This window comes from Streptomyces cucumeris (assembly GCF_024295805.1).
Taxonomy (GTDB): Bacteria; Actinomycetota; Actinomycetes; order Streptomycetales; family Streptomycetaceae; genus Streptomyces; species Streptomyces cucumeris.
The window spans coordinates 70803-94655 of record NZ_JANCLX010000037.1 but is presented as its reverse complement, the minus strand read 5'-3'; the positions used below and the strand labels follow the sequence as shown (position 1 = coordinate 94655).

The following is a 23853-nucleotide window of genomic DNA, read 5'->3' as shown; positions in this document are numbered from 1 at the left end:
CGTGATGGGGTGCGGGCGCGCCGGGTCAAGGTGGACTATGCCTCGCATTCGGCGCAGGTGGAGGCCATCGAGGCGGAGCTGCTGGCTGCGCTGGCTCCTGTGGCTCCGATGGCGGGGAGTGTGCCGTTCTACTCGACCGTCACGGGTGGTTTCCTGGACACCGCCACCATGGACGCCGGGTACTGGTACCGGAATCTGCGCGGTCAGGTCGGCTTCGAACCCGCCGTCCGCGCGCTCATCGACCACGGCACCGGGTGCTTCCTGGAGATGTCCCCGCACCCCGTGCTCGCCATGGCCGTGGAGCAGACCGTCACCGCCCACGGCCCGGCGGGCCGCGTTGGTGTGGTCGGCTCGCTGCGCCGTGACGAAGGCGGTCTCGCCCGCTTCCTGCTCTCGCTGGGCGAGGCGCACACCGCGGGCGTGAAGACCGACTGGGCGGCCTGCTTCGCCGACTCCGGTGCCCGCCGCGTCCCGCTGCCCACCTACGCCTTCCAGCACAAGCGCTACTGGCTGGACGCCACCGGTCTCGCCGATGCCACGGCGGCCGGTCTCGGCCGGGTCGAACACCCCGTCCTCGCCGCCGCCGTGCGGGTGGGCGACCGCGACGAGTGGGTCCTCACCGGCCGGGTCTCCCAGCAGGGACAGCCGTGGACCCGTGACCACGCGCTGTTCGGCACGGTCACCCTCCCCGGCGCCGCGCTGATGGAACTGGTCCTGTCCGCGGCCCGCCACGTGGGCTGCGACCTGGTCGAGGAACTCACCCTCGACGCCCCGCTCGCCCTCGCCGACGACGCCGACGTACCGGTGCAGATCACGCTCGGCCGGGCCGACGCCGACGGCCGCCGTGAGGTGGCCGTCTACTCGCGGACGGACGACGACGAGCAGTCCGCCGACCCCGTCCTGCACGCGCGCGGCCGTATCGCCCCCGACGCCGAGCCCCGCTCCGCCCGGCTGGGCGAGTGGCCGCCCGCCGAGGCAGCGGCGATGTCGGTGGACACCCTGTACACCACCCTGGCCGAACTCGGCCTCGACTGCGGCCCGCTGCTCCAGTGCGCGCAGTCGGCGTGGACCGTCGACGGTGAGGTGTACGCCGAACTCGCGCTGCCCGACGGCACCGAGCCCGGCGGCTTCGCCCTCCACCCCGCCCTGCTGGAGTCCGCGCTGCACACCGCGCCCCGGCCCGCCGCCGACAAGGCACCGTCGGTGGTGACCTGGTCGGGTGTGCGGCTCGTGGGCGACAAGGTCGCGCGGGCCCGTACGCGGATCGTCCCGCTCGGCGAGGGCGCGGTGCGGCTCGACGTCTTCGACGCCGAGGGTGCGCCCGTGGCACATATCGACCGGATCGTCCTACGGGCCGCCGACCCGGCCCGGTTCGGGGAGCTGCGCCGTGGTCAGAACGCGCTGTTCCGGCTGGACTGGACGCCCGTCACGGCCGGTACGGCCAAGCCGGTCCGGCTGGCCGCGCTGGGCGAGGTCGGCGGGGCGGCCGAGCGTCACCACGACCTCGCCGCGCTCGAAGCCGCCGTCGCGGAGGGGGCACCCGTCCCGCAGACGGTGCTGACCACGATCGACACCCCCGCCGGTCAGACGCCCGTGGCGGTGCGCGAGGCCGCCGTGCGGGCCGCGACCCTGGTGCGGCGCTGGCTGGCCGCCGAATCGCTGGGCGAGGCCACGCTGACCGTGGTCACCCGTGGCGCGGTGGCCGTCGCGGACGAGGCTCCCGACGCCGCGCAGGCGGCGGTATGGGGTGTCCTCCGCGCCGCGCAGTCCGAACGCCCCGGCCGCTTCGAGCTGGTGGACGTGGTGGACGCCGACGGGGAGCCGGAGTGGGGTGCGCTGCACGGCCTCGGTGAACCGCAGGTGGCCGTACGCGAGGGCAAGGCGCTGGCCCCCCGGCTGGTCCGGGTGTCCGGCGCGGCCGCGGACCGCCCGCGGCCGCTGGACCCCGACGGCACCGTCCTGCTCACCGGTGGCTTCGGCGCCCCGTTCGCCGAGCGTCTCGTCACCCACCACGGGGCCCGCCACCTGGTGGTGGCCGCCCCCGGCGGTCAGGCCGACAGGCTGACCGCCGAGCTGGTGTACCTCGGCGCCCGGGTGCGCGTGGTGCCCTGCGACGTCACCGACCGCGCCCAACTGGCCGCGCTGCTGGGCTCCCTGGAGCACCCGCTGACGGCCGTCGTGCACACCGCGGTGGTGCCCGACGCGGGTCTGATCGAGAACCTCTCCGAGGAACGTCTGGAGACGGTGCTGCGGGCCACCGTGGACACTGCATGGCAGCTTCACGAACTGACCGCGGACGCGGACCTCTCCGCGTTCGTGACGTTCTCCGCCTTCGAGGGGCTCGTCGGTATCCCGGGCCAGGCGGCCACTTCGGCGGCGGACGCGGCCCTGGCGGCGCTGGTGAGCGCCCGGCGTTCGGCCGGACTCCCCGGCACCACGCTCGCCTGGGGCTTCTGGGCCGACGGCCGCGGCATCGACGAAACCGGTGCGGCCGACCCCATGCTCGTCGCGCAGGCCGGAATCCTGCCGCTGACCACCGAGCTCGGACTCGACCTGTTCGACCGCGGTCTCGCCGAGGACGCACCGCTGCTGGCCCCGGTCGAACTGGACCCGGCCGTGCTGCGCGAACAGGCCCGTGCCGGACTGCTGCCCGCCGTTCTGCGTGGCCTCGTCCGGGTCCCCGCCCGGCGTGCCGCGTCCGGCGGCACCCTGGCGCGGCGTCTGGACGGAGTGGCGGAGGCGGAGCGTCACGGTGTGGTGCTCGAACTGGTGCGGGCGCAGGTCGCCTCCGTGCTGGGCCATGACTCCGCCGACGAGGTGGACGGTGAACGGGCCTTCAAGGAGCTCGGCTTCGACTCCGTCAGCGCGGTCGAACTGCGCAACCGGCTCTCCCGGAGCACCGGGGTGGCGCTGCCCGCCACCGTCGTCTTCGACCACCCCACCCCCGAGGCCGTCACCCGGCTGCTGCTCCAGCACGTCGACGGCCCGGCGCAGGCGGACCTTCCGGCCGCGCGGAAGCGGCGCGGGGCGGTGGACGAGCCGCTGGCCATCGTCGGCATCGGCTGCCGTTACCCCGGCGGTGTCACCTCCGCCGACGACCTCTGGCAGCTGGTGGCCGAGGGCCGTGATGTGATCGGTCCGCTGCCGGCCGACCGGGGCTGGGACCTGGAGACGCTGTACAGCCCGGACGGTGAGCGGGTCGGTACGACCTCCTCCTCCGGCGGTGGGTTCCTCACCGGCATGGGCGACTTCGACGCCGAGTTCTTCGGCATCAGTCCGCGCGAGGCCGTGGCCATGGACCCGCAGCAGCGACTGCTGCTGGAGACCTCCTGGGAGACCCTGGAGCACGCCGGGATCGACCCGACCTCCCTGCGCGGCACCGACACCGGCGTCTTCGTCGGCATCACCGGCTCCGACTACAGCATGCTCGTGCCCGCCGAGTACGAGGGCTACCGCGTCACCGGCACCATGTCGAGCGTCGCGTCCGGCCGTATCGCCTACACCCTGGGGCTGGAAGGCCCCGCGGTGTCGGTGGAGACGGCCTGCTCCTCCTCCGGTGTCGCGCTGCACATGGCGGCGCAGGCGCTGCGCGCGGGCGAGTGCTCGCTCGCGCTGGCGGGCGGCGTCACGTTCATGACGACGCCGATCACCATGACCGAGTTCAGCCGCCAGGGTGCCAACTCCCCGGACGGCCGCTGCCGTGCGTACGCGGCGTCGGCCGACGGGACGGGTTTCTCCGACGGTCTGGGTCTGGTGGTGCTGGAGCGGCTGTCGGACGCCAAGCGCAACGGACGGAAGATCCTCGGACTGATCCGGGGAACCGCCATCAACCAGGACGGTGCGAGCAATGGCCTGACCGCGCCCCACGGTCCCTCCCAGGAGCGGGTGATCCGTCAGGCGCTGGCGAACGCCGGCCTTTCACCGTCCGAGGTGGACGCGGTCGAGGGCCATGGCACCGGCACCGTCCTCGGTGACCCGATCGAGGCCCATGCGCTGCTCGCCACCTACGGCCAGGAGCGCGACGGGGACCCGCTGTGGCTGGGCTCCATCAAGTCGAACATCGGCCACACCTCGGGCGCGTCCGGTGTCGCCGGACTCATCAAGATGGTGATGGCGATGCGGCACGGACAGCTGCCGCGGACCCTGCACGTGGACGCGCCCTCCCCGCATATCGACTGGGAGGCGGGCGAGGTCGAGCTGCTCACCGAGGCACGGGAGTGGACCGGCACCGGCCGTCCCCGCCGCGCGGGCGTGTCGTCGTTCGGGGTGAGCGGCACCAACGCGCACATCATCGTCGAGGAGGCGCCGGCCGCGGACGAGACCCCGGCCGCCGCGGCCGGGACCGTGGCTCCCGCCGTCCCGGTCCTGCTCTCCGCACGCACCGAGGCGGCCGTACGCGCCCAGGCCGAGCGTCTGCGGCGGCATCTGGTGGCCGACCCCGGGCTCTCCCCGCTCGACATCGGACACTCCCTGCTGACCTCGCGCGCGGCGCTGGAGCACCACGCGGTGCTGGTGGCCGCCGACCGTGAGGAACTGGTCGGCGAGCTGGCCGCGTTCGCCGTCGGTGAGGTCACCGAGCGGACCGCTCAGGGCCGCCCCGCCACCACCGGCGCCAAACCGGTGTTCGTGTTCCCGGGCCAGGGTGCCCAGTGGGAGGGCATGGCCGTCGAACTGCTGGACACCTCACCGGTGTTCGCGGCCGAGATCGCCGCCTGTGGCGCGGCGCTCTCGGAGTTCGTCGACTGGCGTCTGGAGGACGTGCTGCGGGGCGTGCCGGACGCGCCCTCCCTGAAGCGGGTCGATGTGGTCCAGCCCGCGCTGTTCGCGGTGATGGTGGGTCTGGCGGCGCTGTGGCGCTCCCACGGTGTCGAGCCGTCGGCGGTGGTCGGCCACTCACAGGGCGAGATCGCCGCCGCGTACGTGGCCGGTGGGCTGTCGCTGCGCGACGCGTCCCGGATCATCGCCGTCCGCAGCCGGATCGCCCACGAACGACTGATGGACACCGGCTGCCTGGCCTCCCTCGCCGTGCCGGTGGAGCGGGTCGAGGAGTTGATCGCGCCCTACGACGGGCGGATCACCGTGGCGGCAGTGAACGGCCCGGCGGCGGTCATCGTCGCCGGTGATCTGGACGCGATCACCACCCTGGTGGAGCGCTGCGACCGTGCGGACATCCGGGCCAAGCGGGTCCCGGCCACCTTCGCCTCGCACTCACCGCATGTGGAGGTGGCCCGCGACGAGATGCTGGAGGCGCTCGCCACGGTCGAGCCGCGCGGCGGGAACGTCCCGCTGTACTCCACCTCGCTCGGCGCGTTCGTCGACACCGCCACCATGGACGCCGCGTACTGGTACGGCAACCTGCGCAACCCGGTCGGCTTCGAGCCCGCGATCCGCGCGCTCACCGAGCACGGCACCGGATGCTTCCTGGAGATGTCCCCGCACCCGGTGCTGGGCGTGGCGATGGAGGAGACCGTCGCCGCCACCGGTACGAGCCGCGTCGGTGTCGTCGGCTCGCTGCGGCGCCACCACGGCGGGATGAAACGGTTCCTGCTCTCCCTCGCCGAGGCGCATATCGCCGGGGTGAAGGTCGACTGGGCCGTCTGCTTCGCCGGTTCCGGCGCCCGGCGGGTGCCGCTGCCCACGTACGCCTTCCAGCGCAAGCGGTACTGGCCGAGCGTGAGCCGGACCACCGCGGGCGATCCGGCCGCCGCCGGTCTCGGCCGGGTCGAGCACCCGGTCCTCACGGCGGGGATGCAGCTCGCCGACCGGGACGAGTGGGTGCTCACCGGCAGGCTGTCCCATGAGTCCCAGCCCTGGCTGCGCGACCACGCCGCGTTCGGTCTGCCGGTCGCCCCCAGCACCACGCTGGTCGAACTGGCGCTGGCAGCGGGCCGCGGGGTCGGGGCGCCGCTGCTCGACGAGCTGATGTTCGAGGCGCCGCTGCTGCTGCCGGACGGCGCCGCGTTGCAGATCCAGGCGATCGTGGGCGCCCCCGGCGCCGACGGCCGTCGCCCGGTGGCGGTCCACTCGCGCCAGGACGGTGACCAGCGCGCCGGATCCACCCGCCACTGCACCGGGTGGCTGGCGCCGGACACCGAGCCCGCCGTGGGCCGGTCGGGCCAGTGGCCGCCGGCCGGGGCCGAACCGGTGCCGGTGGACGGGCTGTACGCCGCGCTGGCCGGTCTCGGTCTGGACTGCGGTCCGGCGCTGCACGGAGTACGGGCGCTGTGGCGCTCCGGCGGCGAGCTGTACGCCGAGCTCGCGCTGCCCGAGGACATCGGCGGGGCGGACTTCGGTGTGCATCCGGCGCTGTTCGAATCCGCGCTGCACGCAGGCCAGTCGGGCTTCACGGAGCAGGACACGCCGAGGCTGCCGGTCTCCTGGTCCGGGGTGCGGCTGGCCGCGACCGGTGCCACCACCGGCCGTGCGCACCTCACCTCCGACGGCGACACGCTGCGGCTGGAGGTGTTCGGCGAGGACGGCGCGCTGGTGCTCGGTGTGGACCGGGTGGCCTTCCACGACGTCGATCCCGCCCATCTCGAGGAGCTGCGCCGCGGGCAGAGCTCGCTGTACCGCGTCGACTGGGCTGCGGTCCAGCCGGGTGCCACCGCCCCGGTGCGGCTGGCCGCGCTGGGCGCGGTGGCCGGGGGAGCGGCGGAGCGGTACACCGATCTGGCCGACCTGGAGCGGGCGCTGGCCGGGGGAGCCGCGGTACCGCAGGCCGTCCTCACGGTGATCGGCACACCCGCCGGCGAGGAGCCCGCGGCGGTGCGGGGCGCGGCCGACGCGGCCACGGCCCTGGTGCGGCGCTGGGTGGACCACGGTCCGGCCGGTGACGCGGTGCTGGCCGTGGCGACCCGCCGCGCGGTGGCGGTCCGGGACGGGGAGGTCCCCGATCCGGCGCAGGCGGCCGTCTGGGGTGTGCTGCGGGCCGCGCAGTCCGCGCACCCGGGCCGGTTCCTCGTCGTGGATGTGGACGTGGAGGTGGACGGGGACACCGGGCCCGCGTGGGACGCGGTACTCGGTGCCGACGAGCCCCAACTCGCCATCCGGGCAGGCCAGTTCCTGGCACCCCGGCTGGCGCTGGTCCCGGCCGGTGCCACCGGCGGACCCCGGTGGGCGGACTCCGGCGGCCCCGTGCTGATCACCGGTGGGACGACCGCCGTGGGCGCGTCGCTGGCCCGTCATCTGGCCACCCACCACGGTGTGCGCGAGCTGCTGTTGCTGGGCCCGTCCGGTGACGCCGCGGACGCGCTGGTCGCGGAGCTGGCGGAGCTCGGCGCGCGGGCGCGTGTCGAGACCTGCGGCCCCGACCGGCTGGCCGAGGTGATCGGGTCCCTGGAGCGGCCCCTGGCTGCCGTCGTGCACACCGGTGGCGAGCCCGAGGGCCTTGAGCTGGGCCGGCGGCTGCACACGCTGACCGAACGGACCGGCCTCACCGCCTTCGTGGTGTTCTCCTCGTTCGCCTCCCTCGGTGGCGGCACGGCCCAGGACCCGGCGGCCGACGCGGCCGCCGAAGCGCTGGTGCGCGGGCGCCGCGCGGCCGGCCTCACGGGAACCGCGCTGGCGTGGGGCCCGTGGGAGGGCGACACCGTGTCCCCCGGGACCACCGGACTGTCCGCCGAGCGCGCGCTGGCGCTGTTCGACCAGGCCCTCGCCACGGACGCCGCCCTGCTGGCCCCGGTCCAGCTCGACCCGGCGGCGCTGCGGACCCAGGCCCAGGAGCGCACGCTGCCCGCGCTGCTGCGCGGACTGGTCCGGCTGCCCGCACCGCGCGAGACGGGCGGCGGGTCGCTGGCCCAGCGGCTCGCGGACGTCTCCGAGGCGGACCGCGAACGGGTCGTACTGGAGCTCGTCACGGCCCATGTCGCGGCTGTGCTCGGCCACGACGCCGACGACACGATCGATGTCGAGCGCAGGCTCAAGGAGCTCGGCATGGACTCGATGAGCGCGGTGGGCCTGCGCAACCGGCTCTCACAGGCCACCGGTCTGCGGCTGCCCGTCTCCTTCGTGTTCGAGCACCCGACCCCGGCCGAGATCGCCCGGCAGCTGCTCAAGCGGGTCGGCTCGGGAGCACCGGACACCGGAGCACCCGAGGCCGCCGGGGAGACGATCAGCCTGCGGCTCCGGCAGGCCGCCGGGGACGGGACCCTGCCGGAGGCGCTGCGGAGGCTGCTGGACGCCGCGCACACCAGGCCGGTGTTCTCCTCGGCCGCCGAACTGCCCGACGGGGACGGCCGTCTGGCGCAGCTGGCCTCCGGACCGGGCCGGGTGAAGGTCGTCTGCGTACCGTCCTATGTGTATGTGGTCGGCTCGGGCCAGGAACAGTTCATGCGCCTGGCCGACCGGTTCGAGGGAGTGCGGGACGTCCACGTCTGCTCCCTGCCGGGCTTCGGAACCGGACTCTCCCCGAGGTCCCGGGAGACGGCCGTGGAGGTCCTGGAGGGGGCGATCCGCGCGGCCGTGGGTGACGCTCCGTTCGTCCTGGTCGGCTACTCGATGGGCGGTGTGGTGGCACGTTCGCTGGCCGAGCGTCTGGAGTCCTCCGGGGCCGCGCTCGCCGGAGTCGCCATGATCGACACACTGGCGCTCGACGGCGACGAGGGCGAGGAAGGCGATGAGGACGCGACGGGCCGGGTGTTCGCCTCCATGCTGGAGGAGATCCTCACCCAGGAGCGGCGCGCGGTCTCCATCGACGATGCGAGCTGGCTGTCCATGGGCGGCTACCTGCCCCTGTTCACCGGCCACCGGCCGGAGCCGGTGTCGGCCAGGACCCTGATGGTCCGGGCGGCCCGGCCGCTCGGCGGCACGGTGGCGCCGGACGGACCGCGCTGGCAGACCACCGACGACCACGTCGAGGTCGACGCCGACCACTTCGCCCTGATCGATGCCGCCGCGGCGGATACCGCGGACGCGATCGAAAGGTGGATCGAGGCATGAGGAGCGACGCGTTGCGCCGGGGGATGTCCATCGCGGTCGTCCTGGTCGGGGTGTTCATCTCCGCGGTGGACATGCTGATCGTGAACATCGCCTTCCCCAGCATGCAGGAGTCCTTCTCGTCGGCGAGTCTCACCGATCTGTCATGGGTGATGAGCGCCTACGCGATCACCTTCGCCGCGCTGCTGCTGCCCAGCGGCCGCTGGGCCGACCGGTCCGGGCGCAAGCGGGTCTTCCTGCTGGGCCTCGGGCTGTTCACCGCCGTGTCCGCGGCCTGCGCGGCCGCGCCCGACCTGGAGGTGCTCGTGATCGCGCGGGCCCTCCAGGGCGTGGGCGCCGCGCTGATGGCGCCCAGTTCGCTGGGACTGCTGCTCGGGCTGTTCCCGCCGTCGCGGCGGGGTGTCGCCATCGGGCTGTGGACCGCGGTGGGCGGTGTCGGCTCCGCCGCCGCGCTGCCGCTCGGCGGACTGCTGGCGGAGATCGACTGGCGCTGGGTCTTCGTGGTCAACCTGCCCCTCGGGGCGGCGGCGCTGCTGATCGGCGGCTGGTCGCTGCACCGGTCCGCCACCGAGGCCGGACCGGTCCCGGACCTGCTCGGTATCGCGGTGCTCGCGGCGTCCGTCGCCGCCGTCGTCGCCACCATCTCCCAGGGACAGGTGTGGGGGTGGGGCAGCGCCCAGGTCATCGGTCTGTCGGTGGCGGGGGCGGTCGGCCTCGCCTATACGGTGCGCCGTGGGCTGCGTCATCCCGCGCCGGTCATCGAACCCGCCATCCTCAGGATCCGGCCCGTGGCCCTGGGCAACATCGCCACCGGCTTCTTCTTCGTGGGCGTCGGGGCGATGGCCATGTCCACCATCCTCTTCCTGACCCAGGTCTGGCGGCATTCCACGCTGCGCGGCGCCCTGGAGATCGCCCCGGGACCGCTGTCGGCCACCGTGTTCGCCGTGCCCAGCGGTATCCTGGCGGTCCGTTACGGGGCGCACCTGGTCGGACTGGCCGGCGGTGTGCTCTTCGCGGCGGGCGGCCTGTGGTGGACGTTCGCGCTGGACGCCACCCCGGACTTCACCGGCCACTTCCTGCCCGGTGCCATCATCGGCGGTATCGGCTTCGGCCTCATCCTGCCGCCGCTGGCCGCGGCGTCGACCCTGTCCCTGCCACCGGAGCGCGTGGCCACCGGCACGGGGATGTCCTCGATGTCCCGTCAGATCGGCATGGCCGTCGGTGTCGCCGTGATCGCGTCCGTGCTCGACGGTGTGCCCGGCCTCTCCGACTTCCGCACCGCATTCATGATCATGACCGGCGCCAGCCTCGTCAGCGGGCTCGCCCTGTTCGCGATCGGCCCGGTGAGACCGTCCGCCCCGCCCGGCACGGGCGGCGGCAACCAGTCAGCGCACGTGACCCAAGCGGCAACGAGATAAGGAAGCAAGGTAACCAGCGAAATGGACCACTCCAGCAACGCTCACGACGCGGCGGTCGCATCCGGGGGCAAGTGCCCGATAGACCACTCCTCACCGGCTCCGAAGGAGGTCATCCCGTCCACCGCGCTGCCCGCCGTGGACATGGCGCGCATGCGTCAGGTGCTCAGCATCTGGGCCCGTCCGGAGCCGTTCCTGAAGAAGGCCCGTGCCACCCACGGCAGCCGGTTCCGCGTGACGATCATCCCCGGTGTCCCGCTGTACGTGATCTCGGCACCGGAGGACGTCAAGCAGATGTTCCTGGCGCCCCGGGACGTGCTGCACACCGGTTCCAGCAACACCCCCATCGAGAAGTGGACCGGCCAGAACGGTCTGGCCTGGCTGGACGAGGAGGAGCACACCGCGCGGCGGCGCAGTGTGATGCCCAGCTTCCGCGGTGACGCGCTCAAGCGTGTGGAGAAGGAGGTGTACCGGCTGGCCAAGGAGACGGTCGCCTCCTGGCCGCGCGACCGGGCCTTCGCGGTCCACCGCTTCGCCCACCACTACACCACCAAGGTCATCCTCGAAGTGCTCTTCGGTGAGCACCGTCCGGTGAACGAGGACGCGATGTTCGAGGAGGTGATGAAGATGCTGGAGTTCAACTCCCGCCCGTCGACCATGAAGCCGTTCCATATGCTCCCCGACGGCAAGATGAAGCGCATGCGGCTGTTCCGGCCCAACGGTGTGAACGAGTTCCTCACCCGCCGCGCCCGGGTCCACGCGATGGTGGACGCGGCCATCGAGCAGCGCGAGCGCTCCGGCGCGGTCGGTGACGATCTGCTGGGCGTGATGCTGGGCATCACCAACGCGGACGGCACCAAGCCCAGCCGGGTCGAGATGCGCGACGAGATCATGACCCAGTTCCTGGCCGGCACCGAGACCACCGCCTCGGCCATCTGCTGGGCCATGGAGTACCTCACCCACGCTCCCCATGTGGTGGAGCGGCTGCGTGAGGAGATGGCGGAGGGCGCGGGTGACAAGTACCTGACCGCCGTGGTGCACGAGGTGCTGCGGCTCGGCCCGCCGATCCAGCAGATCGTCCCCCGCGAGGTGGTCAAGCCGATCGAGATCGGCGGGGTGCGCTACCAGCCCGGCGACCGGCTGTGGGCCAGCGCCTACCTGCTCAACCGGGACGAGCACAACTACCCGCAGCCGGATGAGTTCAAGCCGGAGCGCTTCCTCGGCGTCAAGCCCGCCTCGCACACCTGGATCCCGTTCGGCGGCGGTCACACCCGCTGCCTGGGCGACCGGGTCGCGCTCATGGAGCTCAAGGCCACCCTGACCGAGATCCTGACCACGTGTGACGTCGAGCGGGCCGATGCCAAACCGGAGTCGGCGCACAGCCGAACGGTCGTCAACATCCCGCGGAACGGTGCCCGAATGGTGTTCCGTCCGCGCAGGGCGACGGCCGGAATCGGCGCGGGCTGAGCCCCGCGGGCCGGCGCCCCCGGTAGGTTTGGTTCCGCCGCGCGTGGCCGGGGTTCACACCCCGGCTGGTCCGCTCGCGCCGCACATGAGATGGAGGTTTGGATGAGGCTCCCGAACACCGCGTTCACCGAGCGGCCGTGGAGGGTCCACGAGTTCATCAAGGACTTCGAGGTCGAGGACGTATGGGACCTGGACACCCCCGGGGGCCCGGACGATCTGGCGCTGCTGGTACGGCAGTTCGACGGTGACGGGTCCGATTTCGCGCCGTCGCCGATGTACAAGGTGCTGTTCGCCATCCGCTGGCGGCTCGGTTCCCTGCTCGGCTGGGACAAGGAGAAGCACGGGGTCGGCCCGCGCAACCCCTCCCTGCGGGACCGGCTGACGGATGATCTGCTCAACGGCCGGCGCGGCCCGGATCTGAAGACCGTGCCGATGAAGTCGGTCTTCCAGACCTCCGACGAATGGGTCACCGAGGTCGTCAACAAGACCGTGCACGCCGCGATGCACATCGGCTGGGTGGACGACGGGAACGGCAGGCACCACGCGCAGATGGCCGTGCTGGTGCGCAAGAAGGGGTTGCTCGGCAAGGTGTATATGCCCGCCATCCTGCCCTTCCGGCGCATCTTCGTGACGCCGTCCCTGGTCAAGGCGATCGGCCGCTCCTGGCATACGAGCACACCCCGCTGACACCCCTCTGACCAGCACCTGAACGATGTGGCCGCGCCGGATCCCCGGCGCGGCCACATCGCGTGTGAGCGGGAGCGGACACCCCGTCCCCGCCCGCCGCCCGGCCGCCGTGTCCGCGAAAAAACGTCCTGAAGTGTATCCACGGGGCCCGTTCGCGGATCGTGCAGTCAAAGGGGTAAGAGAGGGCTGGAGCTCTATGGGCGTGAACGAGTGCGGGCAGGGGCTCACCGGTGTGGGTCCCGATGCCATCGCCGTCATTGGAATGTCGTGCCGGGTTCCCGGTGCCGAGGATGTGCGCTCCTTCTGGAAGCTGCTGGAAGCGGGGGAGCACGCGATCACGGACGGACCGGCCGACCGGTGGCCGACCGGGATCGCCGAGCTGGCGCGGCACCCACGGGGCGGTTTCGTGGACCGCGTCGCCGACTTCGACGCGGACTTCTTCGGGATCTCCCCGAGAGAGGCCGCGGTGATGGACCCGCGCCAGCGCATGGTGCTCGAACTGGGCTGGGAGGCGCTGGAAGACGCCTTCCTCCCGCCCGAGAGCCTGCGCTCCAGCGCCACCGCGGTGTTCCTGGGCGCCACCGGCGACGACTACGCCTCCCTGGTGCACCGGCACGGCGGTGACGCGCTGACCCACCATTCGATCGCCGGGCTCAGCCGCGGTCTGATCGCCAACCGGGTGTCCCACCAACTCGGCCTGCACGGACCGAGTCTGACGGTGGACACCGCGCAGTCCTCCTCCCTCGTCGCGGTGCACATGGCGTGCGAGAGCCTGCGGTCGGGAGCCGCGCGCACGGCCCTGGCGGGCGGTGTGCATCTGAACCTGGTGCCGGAGAGCACCATCGCCTTCGCCCGCTCCGGGGCGCTCTCGCCGGACTGCCTCAGCCACACCTTCGACGCCCGCGCCAATGGCTTCGTCCGTGGCGAGGGCGCGGGCGTGGTCGTCCTCAAGCGCCTGGCCGACGCGGTGGCCGACGGCGACCAGGTGTACTGCGTCCTGCTCGGCGGCGCCGTCAACCACGACGGCCTCGGCGCGCTCACCGTGCCCAGCGCCGAGGCGCAGGGGGCCCTGCTGCGCGGGGCCTACCGGGCCGCCGGAGTCGCCCCCGAGCGGGTGGGCTACGTCGAACTGCACGGCACCGGCACCCGGGCGGGTGACCCCGTCGAGGCGAGCGCCCTGGCCGCCGTGTTCGGCGAGGGCCGTGACTCCGGACGACCCCTGCTGGTCGGATCGGTGAAGACCAACATCGGCCATCTGGACGCCGCCGCGGGTGTGCTCGGCCTCATCAAGGTCGCGCTCTCGGTGCGCCACGGTGTGCTGCCCGCCAGCCTCAACTACCGCAGTCCGAACCCGGACATCCCGCTGGACGAGTGGAAGCTGCGGGTCAACGCCGACGCCGCGCCGTGGCCCGACGAGCCCCGGCTGGCCGGTGTCAGCTCCTTCGGTATCGGCGGCACCAACTGCCACCTCGTCGTCGCCGCGCCCGATCCGGAGCCCGCGCCCGATCCGGAGCCCGCGCCCGATCCGGAGCCCGCGCCCGACCCGGAACCCGCGCCGCGGGCCGGGGAGCCCGCCGGGACCGGCACCCCGGTCCCGGTGCTGGTGTCCGCCCGCACCCCGCGGGCGCTGCGCGCCCAGGCCCGGCGGCTGCACGACTGGGTCGCCGAGGACACCGCGCTGCGCCCGCTGGACGTGGGCTTCTCCACGGCCACCACCCGCTCCTCGCTCAAGAGCCGGGGCGTGGTCCTCGCCGCCGACCGGGCGGAACTGCTCGACGGCCTGGCCGCGCTGGCCGAGGGCACACCCTCGCCGCGGGTGGTCACCGGCACCGCCGCCGAGGGCGGCCGTGTGGTGTGGGTGTTCTCCGGCCAGGGTGCCCACTGGGTCGGTATGGCCAAGGGCCTGTGGGACGCCAACGAGGTGTTCGCCGCCCGGATGGACGAGTGCGAGGCGCTGCTGCGGGAGTTCGGCGGCTATTCGCTGCGCGAGGTGCTCGGCGACGAGGACGCCCTGACCCGCATGGACGTCGTCCAGCCCGCGCTGTTCGCGGTCATGGTCTCGCTGGCCGAGGTGTGGCGTGCGGCGGGTCTGGAGCCGGACGCGGTGATCGGCCACTCCCAGGGCGAGATCGCCGCCGCCACCGCGGCGGGCATCCTCTCGCTGGCCGACGGCATCCGCCTGATCGTCGCCCGTGCGCGGATCATCACCGAGAAGCTGTCCGGGCGGGGCCTGATGGCCGTTCTGGACCTGCCTGCCGACCAGGTCGACCAGTCGCGGGTCTCCATCGGCGCCGTGAACTCGCCCGGCACCGTGGTGATCTCCGGCGACCCCGACGGGGTCCGCGCCGCCGTCGCCGACTGCCAGGCCCGGGACATCCGCGCCCGTGTCGTCCCCGTCGACTACGCCTCCCACTGCGACCACGTGGAGTCGATCCGGGACGAGGTGCTCGACGGAGTGGCGGGCGCCGCCACCACCGACACCGGTGTCGCGTTCTACTCCACCGTCGTCGCCGGACGCGTCGACCCCGCCACGCTGGACGCCGAGTACTGGTACCGGAACCTGCGCGAGCCGGTGCGCTTCGCCGACACCGTCCAGGCCCTGTCCGATGACGGCTACGGGGTGTTCGTGGAGGTCAGCCCGCATCCGGTGCTGACCATGCACGCCGCGGCCACCGTCGGCTCCGCCGTTGTACAGCCCACGCTGCGCCGCAACGAGGACGAGACGCACCGTCTGCTGCTGTCCATGGCCGAGCTGTACAGCCGCGGTGTCGACCTGGACTGGCGCGGGGTGTTCACCGGGGCCCGGCGGGTGCCGCTGCCGACCTACGCCTTCCAGCGGGAGACCCACTGGGTCGACGGGGCCACCGCCGTGGAGCCCACCGCACGGCCGGTCGCCGCCGCGGTGCCCGCGGCCGGGACCGCCCCGGCTCCCACCGGGATGTCCGAGCAGGAGCTGTGGACGCTGGTGCGCGGTGAGGCGGCGGTGCTGCTCGGCCACGCCGACACCGCGCGGATGGGCACCGACAACACCTTCAAGGAGCTCGGTTTCGACTCGGTGACCGCCGTGCAACTGCGCGACCGGCTCAACACCGCGACCGGTCTGCAGATGCCCGCCTCACTGGCCTATGACCACCCGACCCCCGCGGCGGTGGTCCGCCATCTGCGTGAGCAGTTCACCGGACCGGGCGAGGACCCGTTCGCCGCGGGAGCCGTTCCCGGCGCCGCCGCGGACGACGACCCGATCGCCATCGTCGGCATGAGCTGCCGGCTGCCCGGAGGTGTGACCACCTCCGAGGACCTGTGGCGGCTGGTCGCCGACGGGGTCGACGCCATCACCGGCTTCCCCGAGGACCGGGGCTGGCAGGTCGAGGTGGACGCCGACTTCGCTCCCGCCGGTGGATTCCTGGACGGCGCGGCCGACTTCGACGCGGGCTTCTTCCGCATCAGCCCGCGTGAGGCCCTCGCCATGGACCCGCAGCAGCGGCTCGCCCTGGAAGCCGTGTGGGAGGCGCTGGAGCACGCGGGCCAGGACCCCGCCACCCTGCGCCGCACCGCCACCGCGGTGTACATGGGCGCCATGGCCCAGGACTATCTGCCGCGCCTCCAGGAGGTGTCCGGCAACCTCGCGGGCCACGCCCTGACCGGTGGCTCCGGCAGTGTGGTGTCCGGCCGGATCGCCTACTCCCTCGGACTGGAGGGGCCGGCCGTCACCGTCGACACCGCCTGCTCCTCCTCCCTGGTGGCCGTGCACCTGGCCGCCCAGGCGCTGCGCTCCGGTGACTGCTCGCTCGCCCTGGCGGGCGGCGTCACCGTGATGTCCACTCCGGGGATGTTCGTCGAGTTCGCCCGGCAGGGCGGACTGGCCGCCGACGGCCGCTGCAAGGCGTTCTCCGACGACGCCGACGGCACCGGCTGGTCCGAGGGCGTCGGTGTGCTGGTGCTGGAGCGGCTGTCCGACGCACGCCGTCATGGCCGCCGTGTCCTGGCCGTGCTGCGCGGCAGCGCGATCAACCAGGACGGCGAGAGCAACGGCCTCACCGCCCCCAACGGCCCCTCCCAGGAACGGGTGATCCGCCAGGCCCTCGCCTCGGCGGCGCTGTCCCCGGCCGAGGTGGACGCGGTGGAGGCACATGGCACCGGCACCGGTCTGGGTGACCCGATCGAGGCCCAGGCGCTGCTGTCGGTCTATGGCCGGGACCGCCAGGACCCGCTGTGGCTGGGGTCGTTGAAGTCCAACATCGGACACACCCAGGCCGCCGCGGGTGTCGCGGGCGTGATCAAGATGATCATGGCGATGCGCGAGGGCGTCCTGCCCAGGACGCTCCACGCCGAGGTGCCCTCCAGCCGCGTCGACTGGACCTCCGGCGCCGTACGGCTGCTGGCCGAACGGCGTGACTGGCCGGAGGCGGACCGCCCCCGGCGCGCCGGGGTCTCCTCGTTCGGCATCAGCGGCACCAACGCGCACGTGATCATCGAGCAGGGCGATCCGGCCGGGCCCGTCGCGCCGCCCGCCACCGCGCCGCGCGGCGCCACGGTGTGGCCGGTGTCGGCACACAGCGCCAAGGCGCTGGCCGGACAGGCCCGCAAACTGGCCGACGCGCTCGCCGGGGACCCCGCGGCGCACCCGGCCGACGTGGCCGTGTCCCTGGCCACCCGGCGCTCCGCCTTCGACCACCGCGCCGTGGTCATCGGCACCGGCCGGGAGGAACTGCTCGGCGGGCTGGAGGCGCTGGCGCGGGGGCAGCGGGAGTCCGGTGTGGTCACCGGCCATGCCTCGGCCCCGCCCACCGTCGGCGTCCTGTTCTCCGGACAGGGCAGCCAGCGCCTGGGGATGAGCCGGGAACTCATCGCGGCCTTCCCCGCGTTCGCCGACGCCTGGCGTGAGGTCTGCGCCGCGCTCGACCCCTTGCTGGAGCGGCCGGTCGACGAGATCGTCTCGGCCGAACCCGGCTCCGCGGAGGCCGGGCTGCTGGACGAGACCGCGATGACCCAGCCCGCGCTGTTCGCCTTCGAGGTGGCCGCCTACCGGCTGCTGACCTCCCTCGGTGTCGAACCCGCCGTGCTCGTAGGACACTCCATCGGCGAACTGGCCGCCGCACATGTGGCGGGCGTGTTCTCGCTGGCCGACGCGGCCCGTCTGGTCACCGCGCGCGGACGCCTGATGGGCGCGCTGCCGCGCGGCGGTGCCATGGTGGCCGTACAGGCGAACGAGGACGAGGTCCGGGCCGCCCTGGCCGGACACGAAGAGGCCGTCTCCGTCGCCGCCGTCAACGGCCCCACGGCCGTGGTGATCTCCGGAGTGGAGGAAGTGGTCACCGAGGTGGCCGCGGCGCTGGCCGCCGAGGGGCGCAAGACCACCCGGCTGCGCGTCTCGCACGCCTTCCACTCGCCGCTGATGGACCCCATGCTGGACGAGTTCCGCACCGTCGCCGAATCGGTCGCCTACGCGCCCGCGCACACCGCGGTCGTGTCCAATGTGACCGGCGCCATCGCCGAACCGGGCGAGCTGGAACAGCCCGCGTACTGGGTGCGCCACGTACGGGACGCCGTGCGGTTCGCCGACGGTGTGGCCGCCGCCGTGAAGGCCGGGGCCGAGGCGCTGGTCGAGGTCGGCCCCGACGGGGTCCTCTCCGCCATGGCCGCCGAATCCCTCACCGACGCCAACCTCACGGCGATACCCCTCGTCCGCAAGGGGCGTCCGGAGGCGCGCGCCGCGGCGGAGGGCCTGGCCCGTATGCACACCGCCGGTGTCCCGGTCGACTGGCGGGCCTACCTGGACGCCGTCGGCGTCCAGGGCAGCCCCGTGGACCTGCCCACCTACGCCTTCGACCACCAGCGTTACTGGGCGCAGTCCGGTAAGCCGCGGGGCGACCTCGCGGGCGCCGGACTCCAGCCGGTCGGCCACCCGTTCCTGTCCGCCGCCACCGAACTCGCCGTCGGCGACCAGGTGGCCTTCAGCGGGCGGATCGACCTCGCCACCGAACCCTGGCTCACCGACCACGCCATCTACGGCCATGCGGTGTTCCCCGGCGCGGCCGTGGTGGAGATGGCGCTGCGCGCGATCGAGGGCACCGACTGCCACGCCCTGGAGGAACTGACCCTCCAGGCGCCGCTCACCTTCGCCGACGGCGCCGTACAGGTTCAGGTCGTCGTGGGCGAGGCGGAGCAGAAGACCGGCAGGCGCCCCATCGGCGTCTACTCCCGTCCCGCCTCCGGCGTCTCCAGCGCCTGGATCCGGCACGCCGCCGGGCAGGTGGTCCCCAAGGCCCCCGCCCGCACCGCCGCCGAGGCCGTCTGGCCCCCGCAGGACGCCGAACCGGTCGATGTGTCCGGCTTCTATCCGGAGCTGGTCGACCGCGGCTACGGCTACGGCCCCGCCTTCCAGGGGCTGCACACGCTCTGGCGGCTCGGTGACGAGGTCTACGGCGAGGTCCGGCTGCCCGACCACGTACCGCACGCCACGGGCGGGTTCGCGGTGCACCCGGCCCTGTTCGACGCCGCGCTGCACCCGCTGCTCTCGCTGATCGTCTCGGACGACCCGAGCCATACGGTGCTGCCCTACTCCTGGTCCGGGGTCACCTGCCACGCGCCCGGCGGAAGCCGGCTGCGGGTGCGTGTCGCCCGGATCAGCGACACCGAGGTGTCACTCGCCATCACCGGCGCCGACGGCGCGCCCGTGCTCACCGTCGAATCCCTGGCCCTGATGCCCGCTTCGGCGGACCAGCTCTCCAGGGGCTCCCTGGCCGACTCCCTGTTCGCGCTGCGCTGGGCACCCGCCGAGCAGACCCCGCAAGGCCCGGCCGTCACGGCCGATATCGCACACATCGGGACCGAGGGGGCGGGCGAGGCCCCCGCGGCGGCGCGGGCGAGTGCCCATACGGCCCTGGAACTGGTGCAGCGGCGGCTGGAGGCCCCGCACGACCGCCCGCTGGCCGTGGTGACCACGGGCGCCGTGGCCGTCCTCCCCGGCGAGACGCCCGATCTGACCCTCGCACCGGTCTGGGGCCTGGTGCGCTCCGCGCAGACCGAGCACGCCGACCAGTTCGTCCTGGTGGACACCGACGGCAGCGAGGAGTCACGGCGCGCCCTGGAGACCCTGGACGCCCGGGCGCCCCAGGTCGCACTGCGGCGCGGCCGGACCTATGTGCCGCGTCTGGTGTCCTCGCACGCCGCCACCACCACACGGCAGAGCTGGGACCCGGACGGTACGGTGCTGCTCACCGGCGCCACCGGTGGTCTGGGCGCCCTGCTCGCCCGGCATCTGGTCACCGAGCACGGGGTGCGCAACCTGCTGCTCCTCAGCCGCTCCGGCGCGGCCGGTCCGGCCGCCGAGCTGACCGGGCTCGGTGCCAATGTCACCCATGCGGCCTGCGATGTCTCCGACGCCGCGGCACTGGCCGAGCAGCTCGCGCGGATCCCCCGGGAGGCACCGCTCACCGCGGTCGTGCACATGGCGGGCGTCCTCGACGACACCACCGTGGAGCTGATGACGGACGAGCGGATCGACCGGGTGTTCGCGCCCAAGGTCGACGCCGCCTGGCATCTGCACGAACTCACCAAGGACATGGACCTGTCGGCCTTCGTGCTGTACTCCTCGGTCGTGGGGGTGGTCGGCAACGCGGGCCAGGCCAACTACGCCGCGGCCAACGCGTTCCTCGACGCCCTGGCCGAGCACCGCGCCGGAGCCGGACTGCCCGCGCTCTCACTGGCCTGGGGCCCGTGGGAGCTGGGCATGGCGAGCACCCTCGGCCAGGCCGATCTGGCGCGGTTCCGCCGCCACGGGATGACACCCCTGACGGCGGCGCGCGGCACCGCCCTGTTCGACGCGGCGCTCGCCGCGGAGGAGCGGCTGCAACTGCCCGTGCAGATCGAGCGGGCCGCCCTGTGGCAGGACACCGTCCCCGCGCTGCTGCGCACCCTGGTCCAGCCCGCGCTCCCCGCGCCCGCCGAGCGGCCCGCCGCCGCCGAGGAGAGCGGGGAGTCCCCGATGGCGGGCCGGCTGGCCCTCCTCGCGCCGGAGGAGCAGCGCGAGGAACTGGTCGCCCTGCTGCTGGAGACCGCGGCCGTGGTGCTGGGCTATCCGTCCGCCGATGACATCGACGCCGATATGTCGTTCCAGGAGATCGGGTTCGACTCGCTCAGCGGTGTCGAGTTCCGCAACCAGGTCAAGCAGGACACGGGAGTCCATGTCCCGGCCACGGTGATCTACAACTATCCGACGCCCGCCGCGCTGGCGGAGCGGTTGCGGGAGCTGCTGTTCCCCGAGCCGGAGCAGACGGAGGCGGACCCCGTCGGCCTGCCGGACGACGAGCTCGACGGACTGGACGGGCTGGACGAGATCGACGACCTCGACATCGAGGCGCTCGTACAGCGGGCGAATGCCGAATGAGCACCGCGTGACCCCGTGTACTGACCTCGACAAGGGTGGAGAGATGAAACCGGAAGACCTGAAGGCCGTTCGCACCTTCGTGAAGGAGTGTCTCAGCGGCTCACACACGGAGCTGGACGCGCTCGGGGAGAAGCCCTCGGACGTCTACGAGAAGTTCCGGGACACCGGACTGGCCAACTGGTGGCTGCCGGAGGAGCTCGGTGGCCGCGGCCTGAGCCTCGAGGACAGCGTCGGGATCGTCAACGAGCTCTCCTACGGCGATGCCGGAGTGGCCTTCACGCTCTTCATCTCGGTGCTCGGCACCAGCATCGTGCAGCTTTACGGTTCCGAGGAGCTCAAGGCCCGCCATCTGGCGCCCATGGCCGAGCGCGGCTCGTTCTGCGCCACCCTGGGCAGTGAGCAGTCGGCGGGCAGCGAACTCGCCAAGATCGACACCGTGGTGGCGACCGACGGCGACGAACTCGTCGTGACCGGTGAGAAGTTCTTCTCCACCAACACCGACTTCGCCGACTTCCTGGTCGTCGTGGCCCGTTCGGCCGAGGACCCCGAGGCGTACCACGCCGTGCTGATCCCGCGTGACACCCCCGGTGTCGAGATCGTGAAGCGCTGGGACGTCATCGGTCTGCGCGCCTCGTACACCTACCAGGTCAGCCTGAAGGGCTGCCGGGTGCCGGTCGCCAACCGTCTGGAGGGCTCGGGGCTGCGGCTGCTGGAGATCGGGCTCAACGCCAGCCGGATCCTGATCGCCGCCACCGCGATCGGGGTCGCCCGTCGCATCCGCGACCACTGCATGACCTATGCCAGGACCAAGCCGCTGCGCGACGGAGTCCTCATGGAGAACCCCGTCTTCGCCCAGCGGCTCGGGCAGATGGAGATGCAGATCGACGTCATGAAGAGCCACTGTCTGCGCGCCGCGCGCGACTACGACGCGATCATGGCCGATCCGGGCGCCGCCGCCAGTTTCCACCGGCAGGGCACCCTGAAGTCCGCCCTGACCGCCAAGATGTTCTGCGGTCAGGCCGGCTGGGACCTGGCGAGCGTGGGCTCCGAGATGTTCGGCGGGCTCGGGTACACCCATGACCTGCCCATCGGGAAGCTGATGCGTGACATCCGCTATGTCTCCCTGGTCGAGGGCGGTGACGACGTCCTGCGCGATCTGCTCTTCAGCCGGTATGTGATCCCGGTGCCGCGCCGCTCCTAGGGACGCGCGGTCACAGGGCCCGGTGCGTCTGCGGCGCGCCGGGCCCTGCCGTTGTCCACGGGGCTTCAGGGGACCTCGGCCTCGAAGAGGGCGGTGCAGCCGTGGACGGTGAGGGTGTGGTCGGGGAAGCGGGAGGCCAGTTCGGCGCGTAGATCCTCCAGACGGTCCTCGGCGTTGTGCATGAAACCGCGCCGGTTCCACATCCGGAAGTTGACCCGTGCCGCCGCGCCCACCGGCACCCCCTGGGTGAGCACGGTGGCGCCGAAGAGGCGTCCGCCCGGCCGCACACAGGCCGCGACGTGGTCCAGCACCCCGGCCTTCTCGCGGATGGTGCCGGGCACGCAGTGCAGCAGGAAGTTCATCGAGGCCGAGCCGAAGGCCCGCTCCGGCAGCGGCAGTGGTTCCAGCGCGTTGGCCTTGACCGTGGTGACGTCGAAGCGGGCGAGCCGCTGGGCCGCGTGGCGCAGCGAGTGCTCGTTGAGATCGGCCAGGGTGATGGACTGCCCCGGCGTGGTGCGGCAGTTGTCCAGGAAGTAGCCGGTGCCCACGCCGACGTCCAGATGCTCGGCGGAGACATTGCGGTCGAACAGGCCGAGCACCTCGGACACCGGCACGCGGAACAGGAACCGGCAGTTGATTTTGAACGCGACCAGGTCGTACAGCGGCAGCGTCCACGGTCGGTAGATGGTCTGCCCGGCGAGCACCTGGTCTGACTGGGGCGAGGCGGTCACGTGGAACCTCCGGCCGACGGAAGCGAATGCGTCGGTCAGAACTATACGGTGCCGTACATTCCCGCCGCCGCCCCGGCCCGGACGGTCCGCTGTGACAGCTCTGTTGCCGGAACTATGGGCTCCGTCACAGCCGGCATCTGACCGTCCTGGTGTGATCGGCGGATGGTGCTGCTGTTCATCGTGGTCGGGCTGGTCACCGCCTTCGGGCTCACGGGGCACGGCCTCAGCCTGCTCGGCCGGGGCGCCCTCCGCCGGACCGGCGACGGTGCGTGGTTCCGGATGCTCGCGGCCCTCCTGGGCGGCGCCGCGCTGGCCGTCTACACCTGGGGCATGATCATCGTCGCGCTGACCGCCCTGTCCGCGGAGGACGGCGGCGCCGGTTCCTCGCCGCTCATCCCCTGCCGGATCCCCGCCGAGGAGGAGCGCGTCCAGCACGTCGTCGACTACCGCATCGACTACATTCCGCTGCGCTTCGTCTGCGAGACGAACGGCCATGGCGACTACGCCACCGACGATGTGCCCGGATACATCAATCCGTCGGTGCTCACCCTGTCGCTGGCCGCGGTGGCCTCCGCCGGTGCCGCGGCCCTCGATACGGAGCGCCGCGCCAGGGCGGCCCAAAAACCCCGTGAATAACGGGAGACGCATGCTCTTTCCTCATTTCCCACCGTTGATGATATGAGTAATGAAAGCGTGGGTGACACCCTCTCGGTCCATGGACACACTGGGACCCACCTCGGCGATGAGGTAGCGCAATTCCGCCGGGGGTTCCCTTCCCAGCCATGGAGGAAAGCCATGTCCTGTTCCATTGACACCCGGAAAGCCCTGGAGTTCCTGCAGACTTCCGGACTGGTCCATCTCGAGATACCGCTGGAGCAGTTGGTCCGCGCGACCACCACCCTCGACGAGGTCGCCGGCTATGTGCTGGCGTGGGAGAAGTACGTACTCGTCGTCGCGGCCGAATGCGACGAGGCCGCCGCCGCGGACCAGTGAGGACGACCTCGCGAGCCGAGGCCGGTCCGGTAGCAG

9 protein-coding genes are annotated in these 23853 nt (G+C 72.8%); 8 read left to right on the top strand and 1 reads right to left on the bottom strand.

The genetic code is table 11. From position 1 onward, the window contains the following. The 6 genes from NMK44_RS35525 to NMK44_RS35500 all read left to right on the top strand — a co-directional run. Positions 1–8937, top strand: an 8937-nt coding sequence (locus tag NMK44_RS35525; protein ID WP_302888999.1) for a type I polyketide synthase, incomplete at its 5' end; no start/stop codon positions are given. Then, complete coding sequence (locus tag NMK44_RS35520; protein WP_254750999.1) at positions 8934–10352, top strand: MFS transporter; 1419 nt, start codon at positions 8934–8936, stop codon at positions 10350–10352. The genes NMK44_RS35525 and NMK44_RS35520, both read left to right, overlap by 4 nt. A gap of 21 nt (positions 10353–10373) precedes the next feature. Beyond that, positions 10374–11816, top strand: coding sequence for a cytochrome P450 (locus tag NMK44_RS35515; RefSeq protein WP_254750997.1), 1443 nt, complete (start codon positions 10374–10376; stop codon positions 11814–11816). Positions 11817–11918: 102 nt separating this feature from the next. Next, the gene (locus NMK44_RS35510; protein ID WP_254750995.1) at positions 11919–12503 is read left to right on the top strand and encodes a DUF2867 domain-containing protein; all 585 of its coding nucleotides are present in this window, start codon (positions 11919–11921) and stop codon (positions 12501–12503) included. A gap of 196 nt (positions 12504–12699) precedes the next feature. Beyond that, complete coding sequence (locus NMK44_RS35505) at positions 12700–20892, top strand: type I polyketide synthase (protein WP_254750993.1); 8193 nt, start codon at positions 12700–12702, stop codon at positions 20890–20892. 7 nt (positions 20893–20899) lie between these two features. Next, positions 20900–22093, top strand: coding sequence for an acyl-CoA dehydrogenase family protein (locus tag NMK44_RS35500; RefSeq protein WP_254750991.1), 1194 nt, complete (start codon positions 20900–20902; stop codon positions 22091–22093). Positions 22094–22158: 65 nt separating this feature from the next. On the opposite strand, the gene NMK44_RS35495 is transcribed toward NMK44_RS35500, so the two are convergent. Further along, complete coding sequence (locus NMK44_RS35495) at positions 22159–22824, bottom strand: class I SAM-dependent methyltransferase (protein WP_254750989.1); 666 nt, start codon at positions 22822–22824, stop codon at positions 22159–22161. Between the two features lie 162 nt (positions 22825–22986). On the opposite strand from NMK44_RS35495, the gene NMK44_RS35490 reads away from it, so the two are divergent. Both NMK44_RS35490 and NMK44_RS35485 read left to right on the top strand, forming a co-directional pair. Next, positions 22987–23460: a hypothetical protein gene (locus NMK44_RS35490; RefSeq protein WP_254750987.1), complete on the top strand. Its 474-nt coding sequence runs from the start codon at positions 22987–22989 to the stop codon at positions 23458–23460. A gap of 159 nt (positions 23461–23619) precedes the next feature. Continuing rightward, positions 23620–23817, top strand: coding sequence for a hypothetical protein (locus NMK44_RS35485; RefSeq protein ID WP_254750985.1), 198 nt, complete (start codon positions 23620–23622; stop codon positions 23815–23817). The last annotated feature ends 36 nt before the right edge of the window (positions 23818–23853 follow it).

Bases quoted from the DNA above. Each gene is read 5' to 3' on its own strand.
- NMK44_RS35520 (WP_254750999.1), top strand. From the start codon at position 8,934: ATGAGGAGCGACGCGTTGCGCCGGGGGATGTCCATCGCGGTCGTCCTG.
- NMK44_RS35490 (WP_254750987.1), top strand. From the start codon at position 22,987: ATGGTGCTGCTGTTCATCGTGGTCGGGCTGGTCACCGCCTTCGGGCTC.
- NMK44_RS35485 (WP_254750985.1), top strand. From the start codon at position 23,620: ATGTCCTGTTCCATTGACACCCGGAAAGCCCTGGAGTTCCTGCAGACT.
- NMK44_RS35515 (WP_254750997.1), top strand. From the start codon at position 10,374: ATGGACCACTCCAGCAACGCTCACGACGCGGCGGTCGCATCCGGGGGC.
- NMK44_RS35510 (WP_254750995.1), top strand. From the start codon at position 11,919: ATGAGGCTCCCGAACACCGCGTTCACCGAGCGGCCGTGGAGGGTCCAC.
- NMK44_RS35505 (WP_254750993.1), top strand. From the start codon at position 12,700: ATGGGCGTGAACGAGTGCGGGCAGGGGCTCACCGGTGTGGGTCCCGAT.